The 17,984-nt window shown below is 71.1% G+C and carries 14 protein-coding genes and 1 pseudogene; 8 read left to right on the top strand and 7 right to left on the bottom strand.

The features are described 5' to 3' along the window. Positions 1-56 precede the first annotated feature (56 nt). The 6 genes from pflB to ABT245_RS01905 all read left to right on the top strand — a co-directional run bounded on the left by pflB (position 57) and on the right by ABT245_RS01905 (position 7,632). Positions 57-2,318, top strand: coding sequence for a formate C-acetyltransferase (pflB, locus tag ABT245_RS01930; protein ID WP_351727656.1), 2,262 nt, complete (start codon positions 57-59; stop codon positions 2,316-2,318). Further along, positions 2,315-3,064 (top strand): pyruvate formate-lyase-activating protein, encoded by a 750-nt coding sequence (gene pflA, locus ABT245_RS01925; RefSeq protein ID WP_351727654.1) that lies wholly within the window; start codon positions 2,315-2,317, stop codon positions 3,062-3,064. Before pflB ends, pflA begins: the two co-directional genes overlap by 4 nt. Positions 3,065-3,148: 84 nt before the next feature. After that, entirely contained in the window at positions 3,149-4,054 is a 906-nt protein-coding gene (locus tag ABT245_RS01920; protein ID WP_351727652.1) for a universal stress protein, read from the top strand. Between the two features lie 84 nt (positions 4,055-4,138). Next, the gene (locus ABT245_RS01915) at positions 4,139-5,080 is read left to right on the top strand and encodes a universal stress protein (protein ID WP_351727651.1); all 942 of its coding nucleotides are present in this window, start codon (positions 4,139-4,141) and stop codon (positions 5,078-5,080) included. Between the two features lie 149 nt (positions 5,081-5,229). Then, positions 5,230-6,243, top strand: coding sequence for a 2-hydroxyacid dehydrogenase (locus ABT245_RS01910; protein ID WP_351727649.1), 1,014 nt, complete (start codon positions 5,230-5,232; stop codon positions 6,241-6,243). 183 nt (positions 6,244-6,426) lie between these two features. Continuing rightward, a complete protein-coding gene (locus tag ABT245_RS01905; RefSeq protein WP_351727647.1) occupies positions 6,427-7,632 on the top strand; it encodes a globin domain-containing protein in 1,206 nt (401 codons plus the stop codon). Positions 7,633-7,727: 95 nt separating this feature from the next. Here ABT245_RS01905 and ABT245_RS01900 read toward each other — a convergent pair whose 3' ends face one another. From ABT245_RS01900 to ABT245_RS01870, 7 genes and pseudogenes are all read right to left on the bottom strand, one after another. Beyond that, positions 7,728-8,036, bottom strand: coding sequence for a cupin domain-containing protein (locus ABT245_RS01900; RefSeq protein ID WP_351727646.1), 309 nt, complete (start codon positions 8,034-8,036; stop codon positions 7,728-7,730). Positions 8,037-8,119: 83 nt separating this feature from the next. Beyond that, positions 8,120-8,398: pseudogene (locus ABT245_RS01895) on the bottom strand (DUF6457 domain-containing protein); the annotation flags it as partial. Between the two features lie 92 nt (positions 8,399-8,490). Then, a complete protein-coding gene (locus ABT245_RS01890) occupies positions 8,491-9,126 on the bottom strand; it encodes a vitamin K epoxide reductase family protein (RefSeq protein WP_351727645.1) in 636 nt (211 codons plus the stop codon). After that, entirely contained in the window at positions 9,123-9,899 is a 777-nt protein-coding gene (narI, locus tag ABT245_RS01885) for a respiratory nitrate reductase subunit gamma (RefSeq protein ID WP_351727644.1), read from the bottom strand. Before narI ends, ABT245_RS01890 begins: the two co-directional genes overlap by 4 nt. Beyond that, positions 9,896-10,687, bottom strand: a complete 792-nt coding sequence (gene narJ / locus ABT245_RS01880; RefSeq protein ID WP_351727642.1) for a nitrate reductase molybdenum cofactor assembly chaperone — start codon at positions 10,685-10,687, stop codon at positions 9,896-9,898. The genes narI and narJ overlap by 4 nt, the downstream gene beginning before the upstream one ends. Beyond that, entirely contained in the window at positions 10,684-12,216 is a 1,533-nt protein-coding gene (gene narH, locus ABT245_RS01875; RefSeq protein WP_351727641.1) for a nitrate reductase subunit beta, read from the bottom strand. The genes narJ and narH overlap by 4 nt, the downstream gene beginning before the upstream one ends. 1 nt (position 12,217) lies before the next feature. Further along, positions 12,218-15,916 (bottom strand): nitrate reductase subunit alpha, encoded by a 3,699-nt coding sequence (locus tag ABT245_RS01870; protein ID WP_351727639.1) that lies wholly within the window; start codon positions 15,914-15,916, stop codon positions 12,218-12,220. A 533-nt stretch (positions 15,917-16,449) separates the two neighbouring features. Between ABT245_RS01870 and ABT245_RS01865 the strand changes: the two genes are divergently transcribed. Both ABT245_RS01865 and ABT245_RS01860 read left to right on the top strand, forming a co-directional pair. Continuing rightward, entirely contained in the window at positions 16,450-17,301 is an 852-nt protein-coding gene (locus ABT245_RS01865) for a DUF2249 domain-containing protein (protein ID WP_351727638.1), read from the top strand. A 105-nt stretch (positions 17,302-17,406) separates the two neighbouring features. Next, complete coding sequence (locus ABT245_RS01860; RefSeq protein ID WP_351727636.1) at positions 17,407-17,907, top strand: hypothetical protein; 501 nt, start codon at positions 17,407-17,409, stop codon at positions 17,905-17,907. The last annotated feature ends 77 nt before the right edge of the window (positions 17,908-17,984 follow it).

The following is a 17,984-nucleotide window of genomic DNA, read 5'->3' as shown; positions in this document are numbered from 1 at the left end:
CGGAGCCGCCCACGCCATCCCCCGTGAGCGGTGTCGTGAACGATGCGGAGGCAGTGATGACCGTGGCAACCCGTCCGGACGTGGAGGTGCCCGCCGGGGCCTGGCGTGGGTTCGCCGGCCGGCGCTGGCGCGACCGGATCGACGTACGCGACTTCATCCAGGCCAACTACACGCCGTACGAGGGTGGTCCGGAGTTCCTGGCCGGCCCGACCGAGCGCACCAGCGCCGTCTGGCACAAGGTCAGCGCGCTGTTCCCCGAGGAACGGCGCAAGGGCATCCTCGACGTGGACACCGCCACGCCCTCCACGATCACCTCGCACAGGCCGGGCTACATCGAACGGGAGCGTGAGCTGATCGTCGGGCTGCAGACCGACGCCCCGCTGAAGCGGGCGATCATGCCGGCCGGCGGACTCAGGATGGTCGAGAACGGCCTGAAGGCGTACGGCTACGAGCCCGACCCGTTTGTGACCAAGGTCTTCGGTACCTACCGCAAAACACACAACGACGGTGTCTTCGACGCCTACACACCCGAAATGCGGGCCGCACGCAAGGCCGGGATCATCACCGGGCTGCCGGACGCCTACGGCCGCGGCCGGATCATCGGCGACTACCGGCGGGTGGCGCTCTACGGCACCGACCGGCTCATCGAGGCCAAGCGGGCCGAGCGTGCCCTGCTGGACGACCGGCCCTCCACCCAGTACGTCATCCGCGACCGCGAGGAACTGGCCGAGCAGATCCGCGCGTTGGGTGAGCTGGTACGGATGGCCGCCTCCTACGGCTGCGACGTCACCCGCCCCGCGTCCACCGCGCGGGAAGCGGTGCAGTGGCTCTACCTCGGCTTCCTGGCCGCGGTGAAGGAGCAGAACGGCGCCGCGATGTCCCTCGGCCGCACCTCGACCTTCCTGGACGTCTACCTCCAGCGCGACCTGGACGAGGGGCGCATCGACGAGACACAGGCGCAGGAACTGATCGACGACTTCGTCATCAAGCTGCGGATCGTGCGCTTCCTGCGCACCCCCGAGTACGACGCTCTGTTCTCCGGCGACCCCACCTGGGTGACGGAGTCGATCGGCGGTATGGGCACCGACGGCCGCACACTCGTCACCCGCACCTCCTTCCGTTTCCTGCGCACCCTCTACAACCTCGGGCCCGCACCGGAGCCGAATCTCACGGTGCTGTGGTCGCCCCGCCTGCCCGAAGCGTTCAAGCAGTTCTGCGCCCAGGTCTCCATCGACACCAGCTCCATCCAGTACGAGTCCGACGACCTGATGCGCCCCCGCACCGGCGACGACACCGCGATCGCCTGCTGTGTCTCCGCGATGGCGGTGGGCCGGCAGATGCAGTTCTTCGGCGCCCGCGTCAACCTCGCCAAGGCACTGCTGTACGCGATCAACGGCGGCCGCGACGAGATGACCGGTGAGCAGGTCGCACCCCAGACGCCCGCCCTGATGGGGGAGTATCTGAACTACGAGGAACTGTCGGCGGCGTACGACCGGATGCTGGACTGGCTGGCGCGCACATACGTCAACACGCTCAATGTCATCCACTACATGCACGACAAGTACGCCTACGAGCGCATCGAGATGGCCCTGCACAACCATCCCGTGCACCGCTACATGGCCTGCGGCATCGCCGGTCTCTCGGTCGCCGTCGACAGCCTGTCCGCCGTCAAGCACGCCCGGGTGAAGGTGATCCGGGACGACACCGGGCTGGCCGTGGACTACGAGGTCGACGGCGAGTACCCGGCGTATGGCAACAACGACGACCGCGCCGACGGTCTCGCCACCGCCCTGGTGGAGTCCTTCATGGCCAAGGTGCGCGAGCACCCCACCTACCGGGACGCCGAGCACACCCAGTCCGTGCTGACCATCACCTCCAACGTGGTCTACGGCAAGCGCACCGGCAACACCCCCGACGGCCGACGCGCCGGACAGCCCTTCGCGCCCGGTGCGAACCCGATGAACGGCCGGGACCGGCACGGGGTCGTCGCATCCGCCCTGTCGGTGGCGAAGCTGCCGTACGAGCAGGCGTCCGACGGGATCTCCCTGACCACGACCGTCACGCCCGAGGGGCTGGGCCACAACCCCGCGGAACGTGCGGGCAACCTGGTCGGCATCCTCGACGGGTACATGTGCTCCGGTGGCTTCCACATGAACGTCAACGTGCTGAACCGGGCGACACTCGAGGACGCCATGGAACACCCGGAGAAGTACCCGGAGCTGACCATCCGGGTCTCCGGATACGCGGTCAACTTCGTCCGCCTGACGCGCGAACAGCAACTCGACGTGATCAGCCGGACCTTCCACGGATCGCTGTGAACGCCACGACGGCGCCGACGACGACCGGCCGGATCCACTCCTGGGACCTGTCCACCGGCGTGGACGGTCCCGGGACCCGGTTCGTGCTGTTCGTCAGCGGCTGCCCGTTGCGCTGCCTCTACTGCGCCAACCCCGACACCTGGCACCTGCGGGACGGGCGGAAGACCTCGGTCGACGAGGTGATGACGGAGATCGAGAAGTACCGGGGCTTTGTGACCACGGCCCAGGGAGGGGTGACGATCACCGGCGGTGAGCCGCTGCTCCAGCCGGTCTTCACCGGGTCCCTGCTGCGACGCTGCAAGGAGACCGGACTGCACACGGCCCTGGACACCTCCGGATTCCTGGGCGTCCGTGCCCGCGACGACCTGCTGGCCGACGTCGACCTGGTCCTGCTGGACATCAAGTCCTTCGACATCGCCGCCTACCGCAAACTCACCGGTGGCCGGCTGGCCCCCACACTCAGCTTCGCGGCCCGCCTGGACCGGCTGGGTGTCCCCGTCCACATCCGCTACGTACTCGTCCCCGGCTGGACGGACGACCCGTCCGCCGTCGACGGCCTCGGCGCCTTTCTGGCCGGGCTGGGCAACGTCGACCGCGTGGACGTGCTGCCGTTCCACAAGCTCGGCGCCCACAAGTACGACGCCCTCGGTATCGACTTCCCGCTGCGTGACACCCCCGTCCCGGCCCCCGGGCTGACGGAACGGGTGCGTGAACAGTTCCGGGAACACGGCCTGCGGGCGCTGTGAACCAAGCGGCGGGCTCCCCGCCGCGAAAGACCCCTGACACGACGTCGGCATCGGGCACCGTACCCGATGCGGGAGGTGGAGATCATGCCCCGCACCATCACCGTGGGCCTCGACGGCTCACCCGGAAGCCGTGCCGCCGCCGCCTGGGCGGCACGCGAGGCCGAACTGCGCGGACTGCCCGTGAAGCTGGTCCAGGTCTGGGAGCCGGTACCCGCGCCCATGGCGCAGACAGCGCTGCTCGGTGCCGAGACCCAGCAGCACTGGACTGAGCGTATTCCCCGGGAGTCCGCCGAGGGCCTGCGGCTGCGCCACCCCGGCCTCGAGGTGACCACCGAGCATGTCACCGGACGGCCCGCCGAGATCCTGGCCCGGACGGCGAAGGACGTCGAACTGCTGGTCCTCGGCTCGCGCGGGCTGAGCGGCATCGGCGGCTTCCTGGTCGGCTCGGTCGGTCTCGCCGTCATCGCCCACGCCGAGCGTCCCGTCGTCCTGGTCCGCGCCGGTGAGCAGGCCACCGACGAGCACGAGAAGGACCCGGCCGGCGCCCCGTCCACCACGACCCCCTTCCGCCCCGTCGTCCTCGGACTGGACGTCAACAGCCCCGACGAGGCGCTGATCGGGTTCGCCTTCGAGGCCGCCGCGCGCCGCAGGGCGCCGTTGCGGGTCGTGCACGGCTGGAACCCGCCGCCCTACTTCGCCTACGGCATGGCCCTGGATCCCGGAGTCGAGCAGTCGTTGGCCGAGGGCGACGCGGCCGCCCTGACCGAGGTGCTGCGCCCGTGGCGCAAGAAGTTCCCCGACACCGAGGTGGTCGAGGACTCCCGCTTCGGCAGCCCCTCCGCCCTGCTGATCGACGCCTCCCGCGGGGCCTCGCTCGTCGTCGTGGGCCGACGCGTCCGCCGCTCCGTGGTCGGCGCCCACATCGGCACGGTCACCCATGCGGTCCTGCACCACGTCACCGCCCCCGTCGCCGTCGTCGCGCACGACTGACACGCCGAACCGGTCGCCGTCCGCAGGGCCACAGCCGCAGGACGCAGGCACCAACCAGCAGACGTCACACAGGAGGTGGGCACCATGCACGGGCCCGTCATCGCCGGAGTCAACGGATCGGCCGAGAGCCTTGCCGCCGCCGAGTGGGCCGCCCGCGAGGCGGCCCGCCGTGACCGGTCGCTGCGACTGGTGCACGTCGGGAACCGGCACCCCCGCCGGAGCGACGGCGGATCCCTCCCCAAGCGGTCGGCCGCACGCCAGGAGGCAGGCGCGCCCATCGCCGCCGAGCGGCACCTGGCCCGGCGCGTCCTTCGTGAGGCGGAGCAGCGGGTGCGCCGCGCCGCCCCCGGTGTGCACGTCACCGGCGAGCCGGTCGAGGGCCCGGCGACCACGACCCTGCTGAAGGCCGCCGAGCAGGCCGCGGTGCTGGTCCTCGGCTCGCGCGGCCTGAACGGTGTCGCCGGATTCCTGGTGGGCTCGGTCGCCCTGGGCGTGGTGGCACGGGCCACCGGGCCCGTCGTCCTGGTACGGGCCGGGGAGGACACCGAGGACGGACACGTTCCGACGGCGCACGGCGGCCCCTCGGCTCGTACCGGCCGCCGGGACGTGGTGCTCGGTGTGGACGTCGCCGATCCGTGCGACGAGGTGATCGAGTTCGCCTTCGAGGCGGCGAAGCTGCGACAGACCCGGCTGCGTGTCGTGCACGCCTGGCAGCCGCCGTCCGCGCTCGGCCTGGGCCCCGGTGACATCGCCCTGGTGAACGACCCGTACCGGGCGCAGGAATGGCGGGGCTTCCTGTCCGCCGTGCTCCAGGTGTGGCGGGACAAGTATCCCGAGGTCGAGATCCTGGAGACGGTCGTACGGGAGAAGGCGTCGACCGCGCTGGTGCGGGCCGCCTCCGGGGCGAGCCTGCTCGTGGTGGGCCGTCATGTGGCCGACCGGCCGGTGCGGGTGCGCACCGGCCCCGTCACCCACGCCGTGGTCCATCATGTGAGGTGCCCCGTGGCCGTCGTCCCGCACCGCTGAGCGGATCCGTCGCGGACGAGCACGCCGGCGAAGTGGCCCGCGGCCCGGGCCGACGGGGTACCGTCCTCGGGCTCATCGGTCCTCATCCCGGCCGTGATCTACGCCTACCTTGGAGGAGGAGATCGCCCGAAGCGACAGAAGGAGAGCAAGTGGAGATCGTTGCGTACGGCGTCCTCGTGGACGAGGAGCCGTTGCTGCGCGAGGAGTTCGACACGGCGTTCGCGGATCGTCACGAACTGCGCTGTCTGAGGCTCTTTTTGGACCGGGACACCGTGCCGACCGCCGTGGGCCACGAGGTCGTGCTCAGCAGCGTCAACGACACCCTGGACGCCGACGTTCTGCGCACGCTGGCCAAGGGCGGCACCCGGATGATCGCCCAGCGGTCCACCGGCTACAACAACATCGACCTGACCGCCGCCCGGGAACTCGGTCTGACGGTGGCCCGGGTGTCCGCCTACTCGCCGTACTCGGTCGCCGAGTTCGCCTGGACCCTCGCGCTCGCGGTCGATCGCCGGATCGTCCGGGCCGCGCAACGCACCCGGGAGTTCGACTTCCGGCTCGACGGGCTGATGGGCCGCGATCTGCGCGGCCGCACGGTCGGCGTGGTGGGCACCGGGAAGATCGGGGCCGCGTTCACCCGGATCGCCCACGGGTTCGGCATGCGGCTGCTCGGCTGGGACGTCGCGGAGAATCCCGACTGCCTCGCCCTCGGCATGCGGTACGTGCCGCGCGAGCGGCTGTTCGTCGAAGCGGACCTGGTCAGCCTCCATGTGCCGCTGCTGCCGCAGACCCATCACCTCGTCGACGCCGAGGCCCTGGCTCTGATGAAGGACGACGCGATCCTGGTCAACTCCAGCCGCGGGGGCCTGGTGGACACGGACGCCTTGCTCAAGACACTGCGCGCCGGACGGCTGAGCGGAGTCGGCCTCGATGTGTACGAGGAGGAGGCCGGCGTGTTCTTCCTGGACAAGTCCCTTGAGGTGATGACCGACGAACGCCTCGCGAGGCTGATGACCTTCAGCAACGTCCTGGTCACCTCGCACCAGGCCTACTTCACCAGGGACGCCGTCGGTCAGATCGCCCGGACCACCGTGGCCAACATCGTGGATCACTTCGCCGGTGACACCAGTGACAACACGCTCGTCCACCCCGATACGGTGTGACACCCGCGGGGTGCCGGCTGCTCGCGGGGGCCGGACCGATGGGCCCTGCCCGCAGGGAAGTTCGGCCCTAACCCCGGGTGAGGGCCCCTCGGGATGATGGAGGTGACGGTCGGGCCGCACCGAGGGTTCCGGCCGTGACGGTGAGCGCCGTCCCTCTACCTGCCTCCATCTCAGGGGAGTCCCATGCTTTCACCCGAGTCGGCCGCTGTCGTCCGCGCCACCCTGCCCGCTGTCGGCGGGGCCCTGGACCAGATCACGGCACGCTTCTACGGCACCATGTTCGCCGAGCAGCCGGAGCTGCTGGACGGCCTGTTCAACCGCGGCAACCAGGCCAGCGGCGAGCAGCGCCAGGCCCTGGCCGGATCCATCGCGGGCTTCGCCCGGGCCCTGCTGGCCGACCCCGACGCCCGCCCGGACGCGCTGCTGTCCCGGATCGCCCACAAACACGCGGCGCTGGGCATCACCGAGGACCAGTACACCATCGTGCACAAGTACCTGTTCCGCGCGATCGGCGATGTGCTGGGGGAGGCGGTGACCCCCGAGGTGGCCGCCGCCTGGGACGAGGTGTACTGGCTGATGGCCGGCGCGCTCATCGCCCGGGAGGCCCGCCTCTACCAGCAGTCGCAGGTGGACCCGCGCAGTCCGTGGCGGCCGTGGACCGTGGTGGAGCGGCGGGAGGAGACCCCGGACGTGGTCTCCTTCCTGCTGCGCCCGGCCGACGACGGCCCGCTGCCCCCGGCGCGTGCCGGACAGTACGTCAGCGTCCGGGTGCTCATGCCCGACGGCATCCACCAGACCCGCCAGTACAGCCTGTCCAACGCTCCCGGCGGCCGGTTGCGGCGTATCACCGTCAAGCGGGTGGCGAGCGTCGCCGACGCCCCCGAGGGCGAGGTCTCCAACCAGGTGCACCGCACGGTGCGCGTCGGCGACGAACTCGACTTGTCGGCCCCGTTCGGAGACGTGGTCCTGGACGACGCCGACACCCCGCTCGTGCTGGTCTCCGCCGGTATCGGGTGTACCCCGATGGCCGGCATGCTCGAACACCTCGCCGCCACCGGTTCGTCCCGGCCGGTGTGGGTCCTGCACGCCGACCGTGCCCCGGTCGACCATGCCCTGCGCGCCGAGACCCGGCGTCTGGTGGAACAACTGCCGGACGCCCGGGCGGAGTTCTGGTACGAGCAGGATGTGACCGAGGAACCCGGCTGCCATGCGGGCCTGATGGACCTCGACGGCCTGGGCCTGCCCGCCGACGCCGATGTGTACCTGTGCGGCCCGCTTCCCTTCATGCGTGCCGCCCGCGCCCAGCTGCTCCGGGCCGGCATCCCCGCGCGCGGTATCCGTTACGAGGTCTTCGGGCCCGACCTGTGGCTGGCGCACACCGAGGGCTGAGGACCCGCGCAACGTCTGGCGGTCAGCTGCCCGCGGGGGTGTCCGGTGCGGCCGGACTCCCTGCGGGCAGCATGGTCAGCAGCATGATGCTGGGTTCAATCGCGCGGACGGTGTGCGGCAGCCGGGCGGGCAGGTGGATCCAACCGCCCGGCTGCCGCCTGCGTCCTCTGCCCGCCGAGACCTGCGTCACCAACCTCCGTGGACAGAACACCTAGGTCGAGGCGGCCCTGGACGACCTGGATGACCACAGGCAGGGCCGAGGTGTGTTCGCTCAGTTCCTGGCCGGTGGCGAACGCGAAGCCGACAACGCGCAACCGGTCGTCCCGGTACAGCACGCGGCTCAGGGTGCCGTCCTTGGGCAGGGGCAGTGCGGCTGCCAGGTCCTGGATCACAGTGGCGGCCATACGGGTTCCTCCTCGCTGCTCCCTGTTTGCTGCCTGTTTCCACCCTGCGGGTGCGGTGGGGACGACGAGCAGGCTGTGCGGCCTCATGCGCCTTCGCAGCCGTGGCCGCGGTCGGTCTCCTCGGCCCAGCGGGCGGCGAGTGCCGTGGCGCGCCGCGCCGCTTCGGCCACCGCTTCGGCCACCGCTTCGGGACCGCCGCCCGCACGCCCCGCCGCATATCCGACCAGGAACGTCGTCAGCGGGGCGGCCGGCCGGGCGACGCCGTGAGCGGCCTTGCCCGCGAGGGCGAGCAGGAGGTCCCGGTCGACTTCGAGGTCGATTCCCAGATCGGCCTTGACGGCGGCCGTCCATTCCTTCAGTACATCGTCCACGATCATCGTTCCTTGTCTCCGCGCGGCCCTCGACCGAGGGCCGCGCGCTGTGCGTTTTCGACACGGTCACGGCCCATGGCCCGCTACAGCAGGCTGCTCCAGTACGGCCAGAAGCGGGTGAGGACGAGCAGCGCGATCACCCCGTACCAGGCGGTGAGCAGCATCCCGTGTGTGTCCCTGAGGAAGTCCAGCACGCCCCGGGGAACGGGGACGACTCCCCGTTCCAGGCAGTGCAGGGTCAGATACCAGAACAGAGCGATGGTGGCGACCCAGACGACGGCGCAGTAGGGGCAGAGCCTGCCCAGCCCGTAGAGCGAGTGCCCCATCAGCCAGTGCACGAACACCACCGCGGCCAGCGCCCCGGCGTCCAGCGCGAGCCACAGCCCGCGGTGCAGGCGCGCCCCGGACAGCACGGCGACGCCCAGGGCGGCCACGGCGGCGAAGCCGCCCAGCCCGAGCAGCATGTTGGGGAAGCCGAACAGGCGGCTCTCCGGGCTGGACATGACGCTGCCGCAACTCACGACGGGGCTGATGTTGCAGGGTGGCTGATAGGTGGGGTCGCGCAGCAGCCGCCAGTCGTCCACGGTCAGTTCGAAGGAGACGAGCCAGCCGACGATCCCGGTCAGCAGCATGACCAGGCCCGTGCGGCGGCTCGCTCCCACGGCGGACGCGGCCCGGGCGGACATGGTGTCCGCCGCGAGTGCGGGTCCCTGACTCATACGGGGCGCCCGGAGGTGGAGGCCGGCCGGGACCGGTGCGCGGGCGCCGCGGCCGGGGTGGCGCGCCGCCGGTAGACCAGGTAGGGCCTCACCAGGTAGCCGATCGGGACGCTCCACACGTGCACGAGCCGGGTGAAGGGCCAGACCGCGAAGAGGAGGAAGGCGGTCAGGGCGTGCAGTTGGAACAGCAGCGGCGCACCGGCCATCGCCTCGGGCTGCGGCTGGAGGGTGAAGATGCCACGGAACCAGACGGAGACGGTCTGCCGGTAGTCGTAGCCGGAGCCGAAGACGTTGTGCGCGGCGGTGGCGGAGATGCCCAGCAGGACCGTGGCGGACAGCAGCGGGAAGAGGAGTTTGTCGCTGCGGTCCGTGCCGAGACGGATCCGGCGGGTCAGCAGGCGGCGGGCGGACAGCATGCCCAGCCCGGTGACCATGGCCACGCCCGCCACGGAGCCCGCCCAGACGGCCGTGGTGTGGTAGGCGTGCTCGCTGATACCGGCCGCCTCGGTCCAGGAGGCGGGCACCACCAGCCCGCCCACATGCCCGGCGATCACCATGAAGGCGCCCAGGTGGAACAGCGGGCTGCCCCAGCGCAGCCACCGGTGTTCAAGGAGCTGGCTGGTGCGGGAGGTCCAGCCGAACTGGTCGTGCCGGTAGCGCCAGACGTGCCCGGCCAGGAACACGGCGAGGCAGATGTAGGGGACGGCGACCCACAGGAGCAGATCGGTGCCGCTCGCCGAGGCGGCGGCCAAGGGGTCGGGTACGGCGTTCATCGGGGGCCTTCCGTACGGCTGGTCGGTGCGGGCGGTACGCGGGTCGGCGGGGCGGGCGTCGGTGGCACGAAGGTGCCCGGCGGGGCGAACTCGCCGTGCCCGTAGTCCCCGTAGGGGGCGAGGCCGACCTCTTCGTTCGGCGGGCCCTCGGCGACGAGCCGGGCCACCGCCGCCCGGTCGGCCTCGGTGGGCGGCGGCAGCAGGGTGAACAGCGCGGCCAGGACGTGCCGGTAGGGCGAGTCCGCGTCGGCCAGGGCGCGGTGGATCAACTCCAGCCCTCGCCGGTGCTGGCGCAGCGGTGCCTCGCCGCGCCCCGGGCCCGCCAGGGCGGCGAATTCCAGGACGACCGGCAGATGGTCGGGCAGTTCACCGCCGTCGATGTCCCAGCCCGCGGCGCGGTACCGCTGGTTCAGGGTGAGCAGGGCCATGCCGCGGCGGCGGGTGTCGCCGTGCAGGTAGTAGGTGAGGTAGAGGCTGCTCTTGCGGCGCAGGTCGAAGGTCGCGACGTAGTGCCGCTCCAGCGCGTCCTGTTCCTGGCCGGCGAACCAGGTGGTGAAGGCGGCCAGGTGCGCGGCGGCGGGTGAGTCCGGCAGCGCGGCGATGGTCGCGGTGAGTACGGGCCGGGCGGCGGCGAGTTCGTCGTCCGGGTACTGCAGCAGCAGCGAGCACAGCCGCAGCAGCAGGGTGCGCGCCTCGTCCTGCTCGGGTGTGTCGCGGGCCGGGCGGCGTACGGCGGCGCGGACGCGGGTGCGGACGATGGCGGGGATCGTCGCGGGCAGCGGGCTCATGGACGGCCTCCGGCGGTGTTGCGGCGCAGGGTGGGAATGCCGAGCATCACGCGCCGGCCGCCGGCCGCCGCCGGTTCGCCGGACGTCTCGACGGGGCAGCGGTTCTCCATCGCGGTCAGGGCGGCGGCGTCCTCCTTGTGGGCGGCGGGGACCACATACCGGTCGGCGTACTTGGCGACGGCCAGCAGCCGGTGCAGGTCCTGCGCCTCGTCGGCGGTGAGCCCGACCGCCTTCAGAACGGTCTCGTCACCTGCCTCGCCGAGGACGCGTTCACGCATGTACGAGCGCAGCGCGGTGAGTTTCATCAGCACACCGGCGACGACGTCGGTGTCCTTGGCGGTGAACAACTCCGCCAGGTACTCCAGCGGGATGCGCAGCCGGGTGACGGCGGCGAAGACATGGTCGGGATCGTCCTGGTTGCCGCCCGCCGCGTCGACGGCGTCGAGGACGGGGGAGAGCGGGGGCACGTACCAGACCATGGGCAGGGTGCGGTACTCCGGGTGCAGCGGCAGGGCGACCCGGTACTTCGCGACCAGGGCGTACACCGGGGAGCGGCGGGCCGCGTCCAGCCAGTCCTCGGGGATGCCGGAGGCACGGGCGGCCGCGATCACCTCGGGGTCGTGCGGGTCGAGGAAGACACCGCGCTGGGCGTCGAGGAGGTTCTGCTCGTCCGGGGTGGCCGCGGCCTCGCCGACGCGGTCGGCGTCGTACAGCAGCAGTCCCAGGTAGCGCAGCCGGCCGACACAGGTCTCGGAGCAGACGGTGGGCTGCCCGGCCTCGATGCGCGGGAAGCAGAAGGTGCACTTCTCGGCCTTGCCGGTGGCGTGGTTGACGTACACCTTCTTGTACGGGCAGGCGGTCACACACATCCGCCACCCCCGGCAGCGGTCCTGGTCGACCAGCACGATGCCGTCCTCGGCCCGCTTGTACATCGCACCGGACGGACAGGCGGAGACACAGGCCGGGTTGAGGCAGTGCTCGCACAGCCGGGGCAGATGGAAGAGGAAGGTCTGCTCGAACTCGAACTTCACCTTCTCGGCCCATGCGCCGGTCAGGTTGGGGTCCTCGCCCGCGTGCTCGGGTGCGCCGCCGAGGCCGTCCTCCCAGTTGGCGCCCCAGGTGATGGCGGTGGGCTTCCCGGTGAGGACCGAGCGGGGGCGGGCGACCGGGATGTCGTTGCCGGCGGGGGCGTTGACCAGGTTGTCGTAGTCGTAGGTGACCGGCTCGTAGTAGTCCTCGATGCTCGGCAGGTCCGGGTTGGAGAAGAGGGACAGCAGACGCTTGACCCGGCCTCCGGAGCGCAGCACGAGACGGCCGCGCCTGTCGAGCCGCCAGCCGCCCTTCCAGTGTTCCTGGTCCTCGTAGCGGCGCGGGTAGCCGACACCGGGCTTCGTCTCGACGTTGTTGAACCAGGCGTACTCGACGCCGGTGCGGTTGGTCCACGTCTGCTTGCAGGTGACCGAACAGGTGTGGCAGCCGATGCACTTGTCGAGGTTCATCACCATCGCCACTTGGGCCATCACACGCATCTCAGTACTCCACTCGCTGATCGCGACGGCGGATGACGGTGACCTCGTCGCGCTGGTTGCCGGTCGGGCCGTAGTAGTTGAAGGCGTAGGTGAACTGCGCGAAGCCGCCCGCCAGATGGGTGGGCTTGAGCAGCAGCCGCGTCAGCGAGTTGTGGATACCGCCCCGCTTGCCGCTGACCTCGGTCTTCGGCACGTTCACATTGCGGTCCTGGGCGTGGTACATGTACACGGTGCCCTCGGGCATACGGTGGGTGACCACGGCGCGGGCGGCGACGACGCCGTTGCGGTTGTACGCCTCGATCCACTCGTTGTCCTTGACGCCGATCCGGTCGGCCTCGGCGGTGGACATCCAGATCACCGGGCCGCCGCGGGACAGGTCGAGCATGTACTTGTTGTCCTGGTAGTTGGAGTGGATGGACCACTTGGAGTGCGGGGTCAGATAGCGGACCGTGACCTCCGCCCGGCCGTCCTCGTGCAGTTGCTCGTCGCCGTAGTGCCGTATCGCGTTCAACGGGGGCCGGTAGGCGGGCAGTTGTTCGCCGAGTTCCGCCATCCAGTCGTGCTGGACGAAGAAGTGCTGCCGGCCGGTGAGCGTGTGCCAGGGCTTCTTGTGTTCGGTGTTGATGACGAACGGCGAGTAGCGCCGGCCGCCGGTCTCCGAGCCCGACCACTCGTAGGAGGTCATCACGGAGCGCGGCTGGGTACGGGTGTCGGCGAAGGTGATCCGCTCGGCCTCACGTTCGAGGGCCAGCTCCACCAGGCCCTCGCTGCCGGTCTGCCGCTCCATCTCGCGGAAACCCTCGGTGGCCAGGCGCCCGTTGGTGGTGCCGGACAGGGCGAGGATCGCCTCGCACATGTCGGAGGCGGTGGCCAGCGAGGGCCGCCCGGCGGCGATGCCGTCCCGCACGGTCCCGCAGCGGTGCCGCAGCCCCTCCAGCTCCTGGTCCGGGTGGACGGTGATGCCCTTGGTGGTGGTGCCCAGGGTGTCGAACAGGGGGCCCACGGCGCGCATCTTCTGCGCGGTCGCGGCGTAGTCCCGTTCGACGACCACGAGCTTCGGCATGGTCCGCCCGGGAACCGGCTCGCACTCCCCGGCCTTCCAGTCCCGTACCACCCCGCCCGGCTGGGCGAGTTCGTCGGGGGTGTCGTGCGTCAGCGGTACGGCGAGGACATCCGTGCGGGTGCCCAGATGCCCGGCGGCCAGCTCGCTGAACCTGTCGGCGATGCCCAGGAACGTGTCGTAGTCGGTGCGGGCCTGCCAGGGCGGGGCGATGGCCGGGGTGAAGGCGTGCACGAAGGGGTGCATGTCCGTGCTGGACAGGTCGTCCTTCTCGTACCAGGTCGCCGCCGGAAGGACCACGTCGGCCATCAGCCCGGTGGACGTCATCCTGAAGTCCATGCAGACCAGCAGGTCGAGCTTGCCCTCGGGGGCCTCCTCGTGCCACACCACGTCCTTCGGCCGGTGCTCGGGCGGGGTCTCGGCGGAGCGTACGGCCGCGTCCGTGCCCAGCAGATGCCGCAGGAAGTACTCGTTGCCCTTGCCGGAGGAGCCGAGCAGATTCGCCCGCCACACCGTCAGGACCCGCGGGAAGTTGGCCGGGTCGTCGGGGTCCTCGACGGCGAACTTCAGCCGGTCCGCCTTGAGTTCCTCGACGATGTGCTCGGCGACCCCGCGGCCTCGGGCGGCCGCCTCGTCCGTCAGATCGAGGGGGTTGCGGTTGAAACCGGGGTGACCGGGGGTCCAGCCCAGCCGCACCGCCTGCGCCAGGCAGTCGGCGAACCCCTTGCCCTCGAACCGCCCGGCACCGAGCGGGGAGGCCAACTCCTCGGGCCCGAACGCCTCGTAGCGCCACTGGTCCGAATTCAGGTACCAGTACGAGGTGCCCGCCATGTGCCGGGTGGGCCGCTGCCAGTCGAAGGCGAAGGCCAGATGCTGGAAGCCGGTCAGCGGACGGACCTTCTCCTGGCCGACGTAGTGCGCCCAGCCGCCGCCGTTGACACCCTGGCAGCCGGTCATGGTGGTCAGCGCGAGGAACGCCCGGTAGATGGTGTCGGAGTGGAACCAGTGGTTCGTCCCGGCACCCATGGCGATCATGGAGCGGCCCCGGGTGCGCTCGGCGTTGCGGGCGAACTCCCGCGCGATACGGGTGGCCTGCTGGGCCGGCACCGAGGTGATGGTCTCCTGCCAGGCGGGGGTGTAGGGCTGCGACGCGTCGTCGTACGAGGACGGCCAGTCGCCCGGCAGACCCGGCCGCCGCACTCCGTACTGCGCCAGCATCAGGTCGAACACCGTGGTGACCAGGCGCCCGCCGACCCTGCGCACGGGCACACCGCGCATCATGACCGAACCGCCCTCGGTGCCGCCCTCGTCGAAACGGGGCAGCGCCACGGCGACCGTGTCCCGCGCACCTTCCAGCAGGCTCAACGCGGGTGTGACGCCGTTCAGTTCGAGGTTCCAGCGGCCCTGCTCGGCCGTTCCCCAGCGAAAGCCGAGCGAGCCGTTCGGTACGACCGGTTCACCGGTGTCCGCGTCCAGGAGCACGGTCTTGGACCCGGCGTGTTCCGTGTCGTGCCCGAGGTCGGCGGCGGTCAGGAACCCGTCCGGGACCAGCCCCCGCTCGTGTTCGCGCAGGGCCACCAGGAACGGCGCGTCGGTGAAGCTGCGCAGATAGTCCCTGAAGTACGGCACATCGCGGTCGACCAGGAACTCGCGCAGGATCACATGCCCCATGGCCATCGCCAGCGCGCCGTCCGTGCCGGGGTGCGGGGCCAGCCACTCGTCGGCGTGTTTGACGTTGTCGGCGTAGTCGGGGCTGACCGCGACGACCTTGGTTCCGTTGTAACGGGTCTCCGTCAGGAAGTGGGCGTCAGGGGTGCGGGTGACCGGGATGTTGGAGCCCCACATCACGAGATATCCCGCGTTCCACCAGTCGGCCGCCTCGGGCACGTCCGTCTGGTCGCCGAAGACCTGCGGCGAGGCGACCGGCAGGTCGGCGTACCAGTCGTAGAAGGACAGGAGCGTCCCGCCGATCAGCGACATGAAGCGGGCGCCGGCCGCGAAGGACGCCATGGACATCGCCGGGATGGGGGAGAAACCCGCCACCCGGTCGGGGCCGTACTCCTTGATGGTGTGCACATGGGCGGCGGCGATCAACTCGGTGACCTCGTCCCAGTCGGCGCGCACCAGGCCGCCCTTGCCGCGGGCCCGCTTGTAGGCGCGGGCCTTCGCCGGGTCGCCGGTGATCTCCGCCCAGGCCGCCACCGGGTCGCCGAGCCGGCGCCTGGCCTCGCGCCACAGCTTCAGCAGCGCGCCCCGCACATACGGGTAACGGACCCGGCTGGGGGAGTAGGTGTACCAGGAGAACGACGCCCCGCGCGGGCAGCCGCGAGGCTCGTACTCGGGGCAGTCGGTGCCGATCGACGGGTAGTCGGTGGCCTGGTGTTCCCAGGTGATGATCCCGTCCTTGACGTACACCATCCACGAGCAGGAACCGGTGCAGTTGACGCCGTGCGTGGACCGCACCACCTTGTCGTGCGCCCAGCGGTCCCGGTAGAAGCCCTCCCACTTCGGGTCGCCTTCACCGAAGACGGCGCGTCCGTCGGCCGACACCTCGCGACGGGTCAGCAGCCTGCGGGCGGCCAGCGGCCACCCCTCGTCCGCGCGCCGCTGCGCCGGCCGCACGATCTTGTCGTTCTCCATGGTCAGGAACGCTAGGCGGTGACCTGGCGCCGAGCCTGGGGCCGAACGGCCCTGACCTGCAGCCCTTCCGGCCCGCACCGCACCTGCCTCACCGGGACTCAGGTCCCGCCCGCCGTGCCGGCGCTCGGGTTCCCGCTTCGCGGACGGCCGTTCGGCCCTGTTCCGGAGCGTGATCAGGGGCCGGTAGGCGGTGCGGCTGGACCGTTCGGCCCACGTGCCGACGGCCGCGACCCGGCGAGGCTGGCCTGTGACCGGCCGGGAGCGTTCACGGGCCGTCGGGTCCGGGCTTGTCCGGTCACGTCTTCTCGTGTCCACGGCCGCGGCAGGCGCGACGCACTCCCGATCCGGTCACCGTCCGGCCCCGTGCCTTAGCCAGTGCCGCGGCCGGACGGTCGTCCGCCACGTCCCCGGGTTCGGCGCCCGTCTCTGTGCCTGGCCGCCTGGGGCGCCGCTCGCGTCAGGGGCGTGGCGGACGAGCCCCCTCTACCCGTACCGGCCGGCTGGTCCGGCTGTGAACCGCTAAAGAGACCTTCATGAGTGCTCTCACCCTTGCGTCGGCCCCCGAGGACGCCGTGGCTCTCGACGTCGCGGAAGGGCAACTTGCCCGTCTGGCAGGCGAGTTGAGCGGGCGTGTGACGGCGCTGCGGACCGCCGTTGACCGCGATCTGCGTGCCGTGGAGGAGATCCGCGCCGCTCTCGTCGCCTTCTGCGACCGCGAACTCCTGCCGCACGCTGCCGCCGAGGAGTCCGTGCTCTACCCCGTCGCGCGCCGTCTTCCCGACAGCCGTCTGCTCATCCAGAGCCTGACCGCGGAGCACGGCCGCCTGATCGCGCTGGTCGACGCCTTGCGGGCCGCGCCCGGCCCGACCGGCGCCGCCGCCGACGCCCGGGCCCTGGAGGTGCTCTACGAAGAACACATCGCCAAGGAGAACGGGCTCGTGCTGCCGCTGCTCGCCGTGGCACCCGAGGTCCGGCTTGCCGCGCTGCTCGCGGATCTGCACGCCCGGCTTGCGCAGGACACGACCACCGGCGGCACCTTCGTATCCCCGAGTTCAGGGGCCGATGCGGATATAACCGGCGAAAAGGTCGAGGAGAGTGGCGGCTGCGGCGGAGGCTGTGGATGTGGCGGAGGCTGTGGATGCGGCGGTGCGCAGGAAGAGACCGTGCCCGAACTGGACCTGCGCTCGGTGCCCCACGCCCTGCGCCACACCACGGCTTTCGGGGCGCTCGACACCGTCCTGGCCGGTGGGGCCATGGTGCTCATCGCGCCGCACGACCCGCTGCCGCTGCTGGCACAGATGGAACAGCGCACACCCGGCCTCTTCGCGGTCGAGTATCTGCAGCGGGGTCCCGAAGCCTGGCGGCTGAGCCTCAGCCGTCGCTGACCCGGCGCCGCGGCGCACGCCTGCCCGGTCGCCGGACCCGGACGCAGCGGTGTCCGCGGACATGGCCGTATGCGCCCATCACTTGAGAGGACAGGAAGGCACCTCATGGACAGAGCACACCGCTGGACCGGCGCGCTGGTCAGGACGGTCGGCGCGGCCCTGGTGGCCGCAGGACCCGTCATGCTGCTGCAGGGCCGCAAGGGCCGGAAGGAGATCCGCAGCGAACTGGCCGCACAGAACATCACGTTCCCCCGTCGCGGGCTGCCGGCCCACCTTGCCCCCTTCACCGGGCAACGTGTGCAGACCGGACCCCAGGCCCACGCATACGCCGAGCTGATCAAGGATCATGTCGTCCAGGCGACCGGCGGCCGCACCTACGCGGAGATCACCGAAGAGCTGCACGCCACCGGGAACGACGACGAAAAGCTCACCGAGTTGCGCCAGACCGCCTTCATGGGCGAAACCCTGCGCGGCTCCCTGCTGTCCGCCTACCAGGCCTGGGAACTCACCACGCTGGTCATGGGCCTGGGCGGGGCGCTGACCGGCCTGGGCGCGGCCCTGGTCGCCACGGCGAACGCCTTGGGCGCCGACCGGCACCAGCCCTGACCCGTGTCGTTGTCAAGCGCGGGCAGTTCGCGGGCGGCGACCTGGGTGACCTTGACGGTGACCTCGGCCGACTGACC

Origin of the sequence: Streptomyces sp. NPDC001508 (genome assembly GCF_040298665.1) — a bacterium.
Taxonomy (GTDB): domain Bacteria; phylum Actinomycetota; class Actinomycetes; order Streptomycetales; family Streptomycetaceae; genus Streptomyces.
The sequence above is the reverse complement of the archived record's forward strand: the minus strand, read 5'-3'. Positions and strand labels throughout refer to the sequence as shown.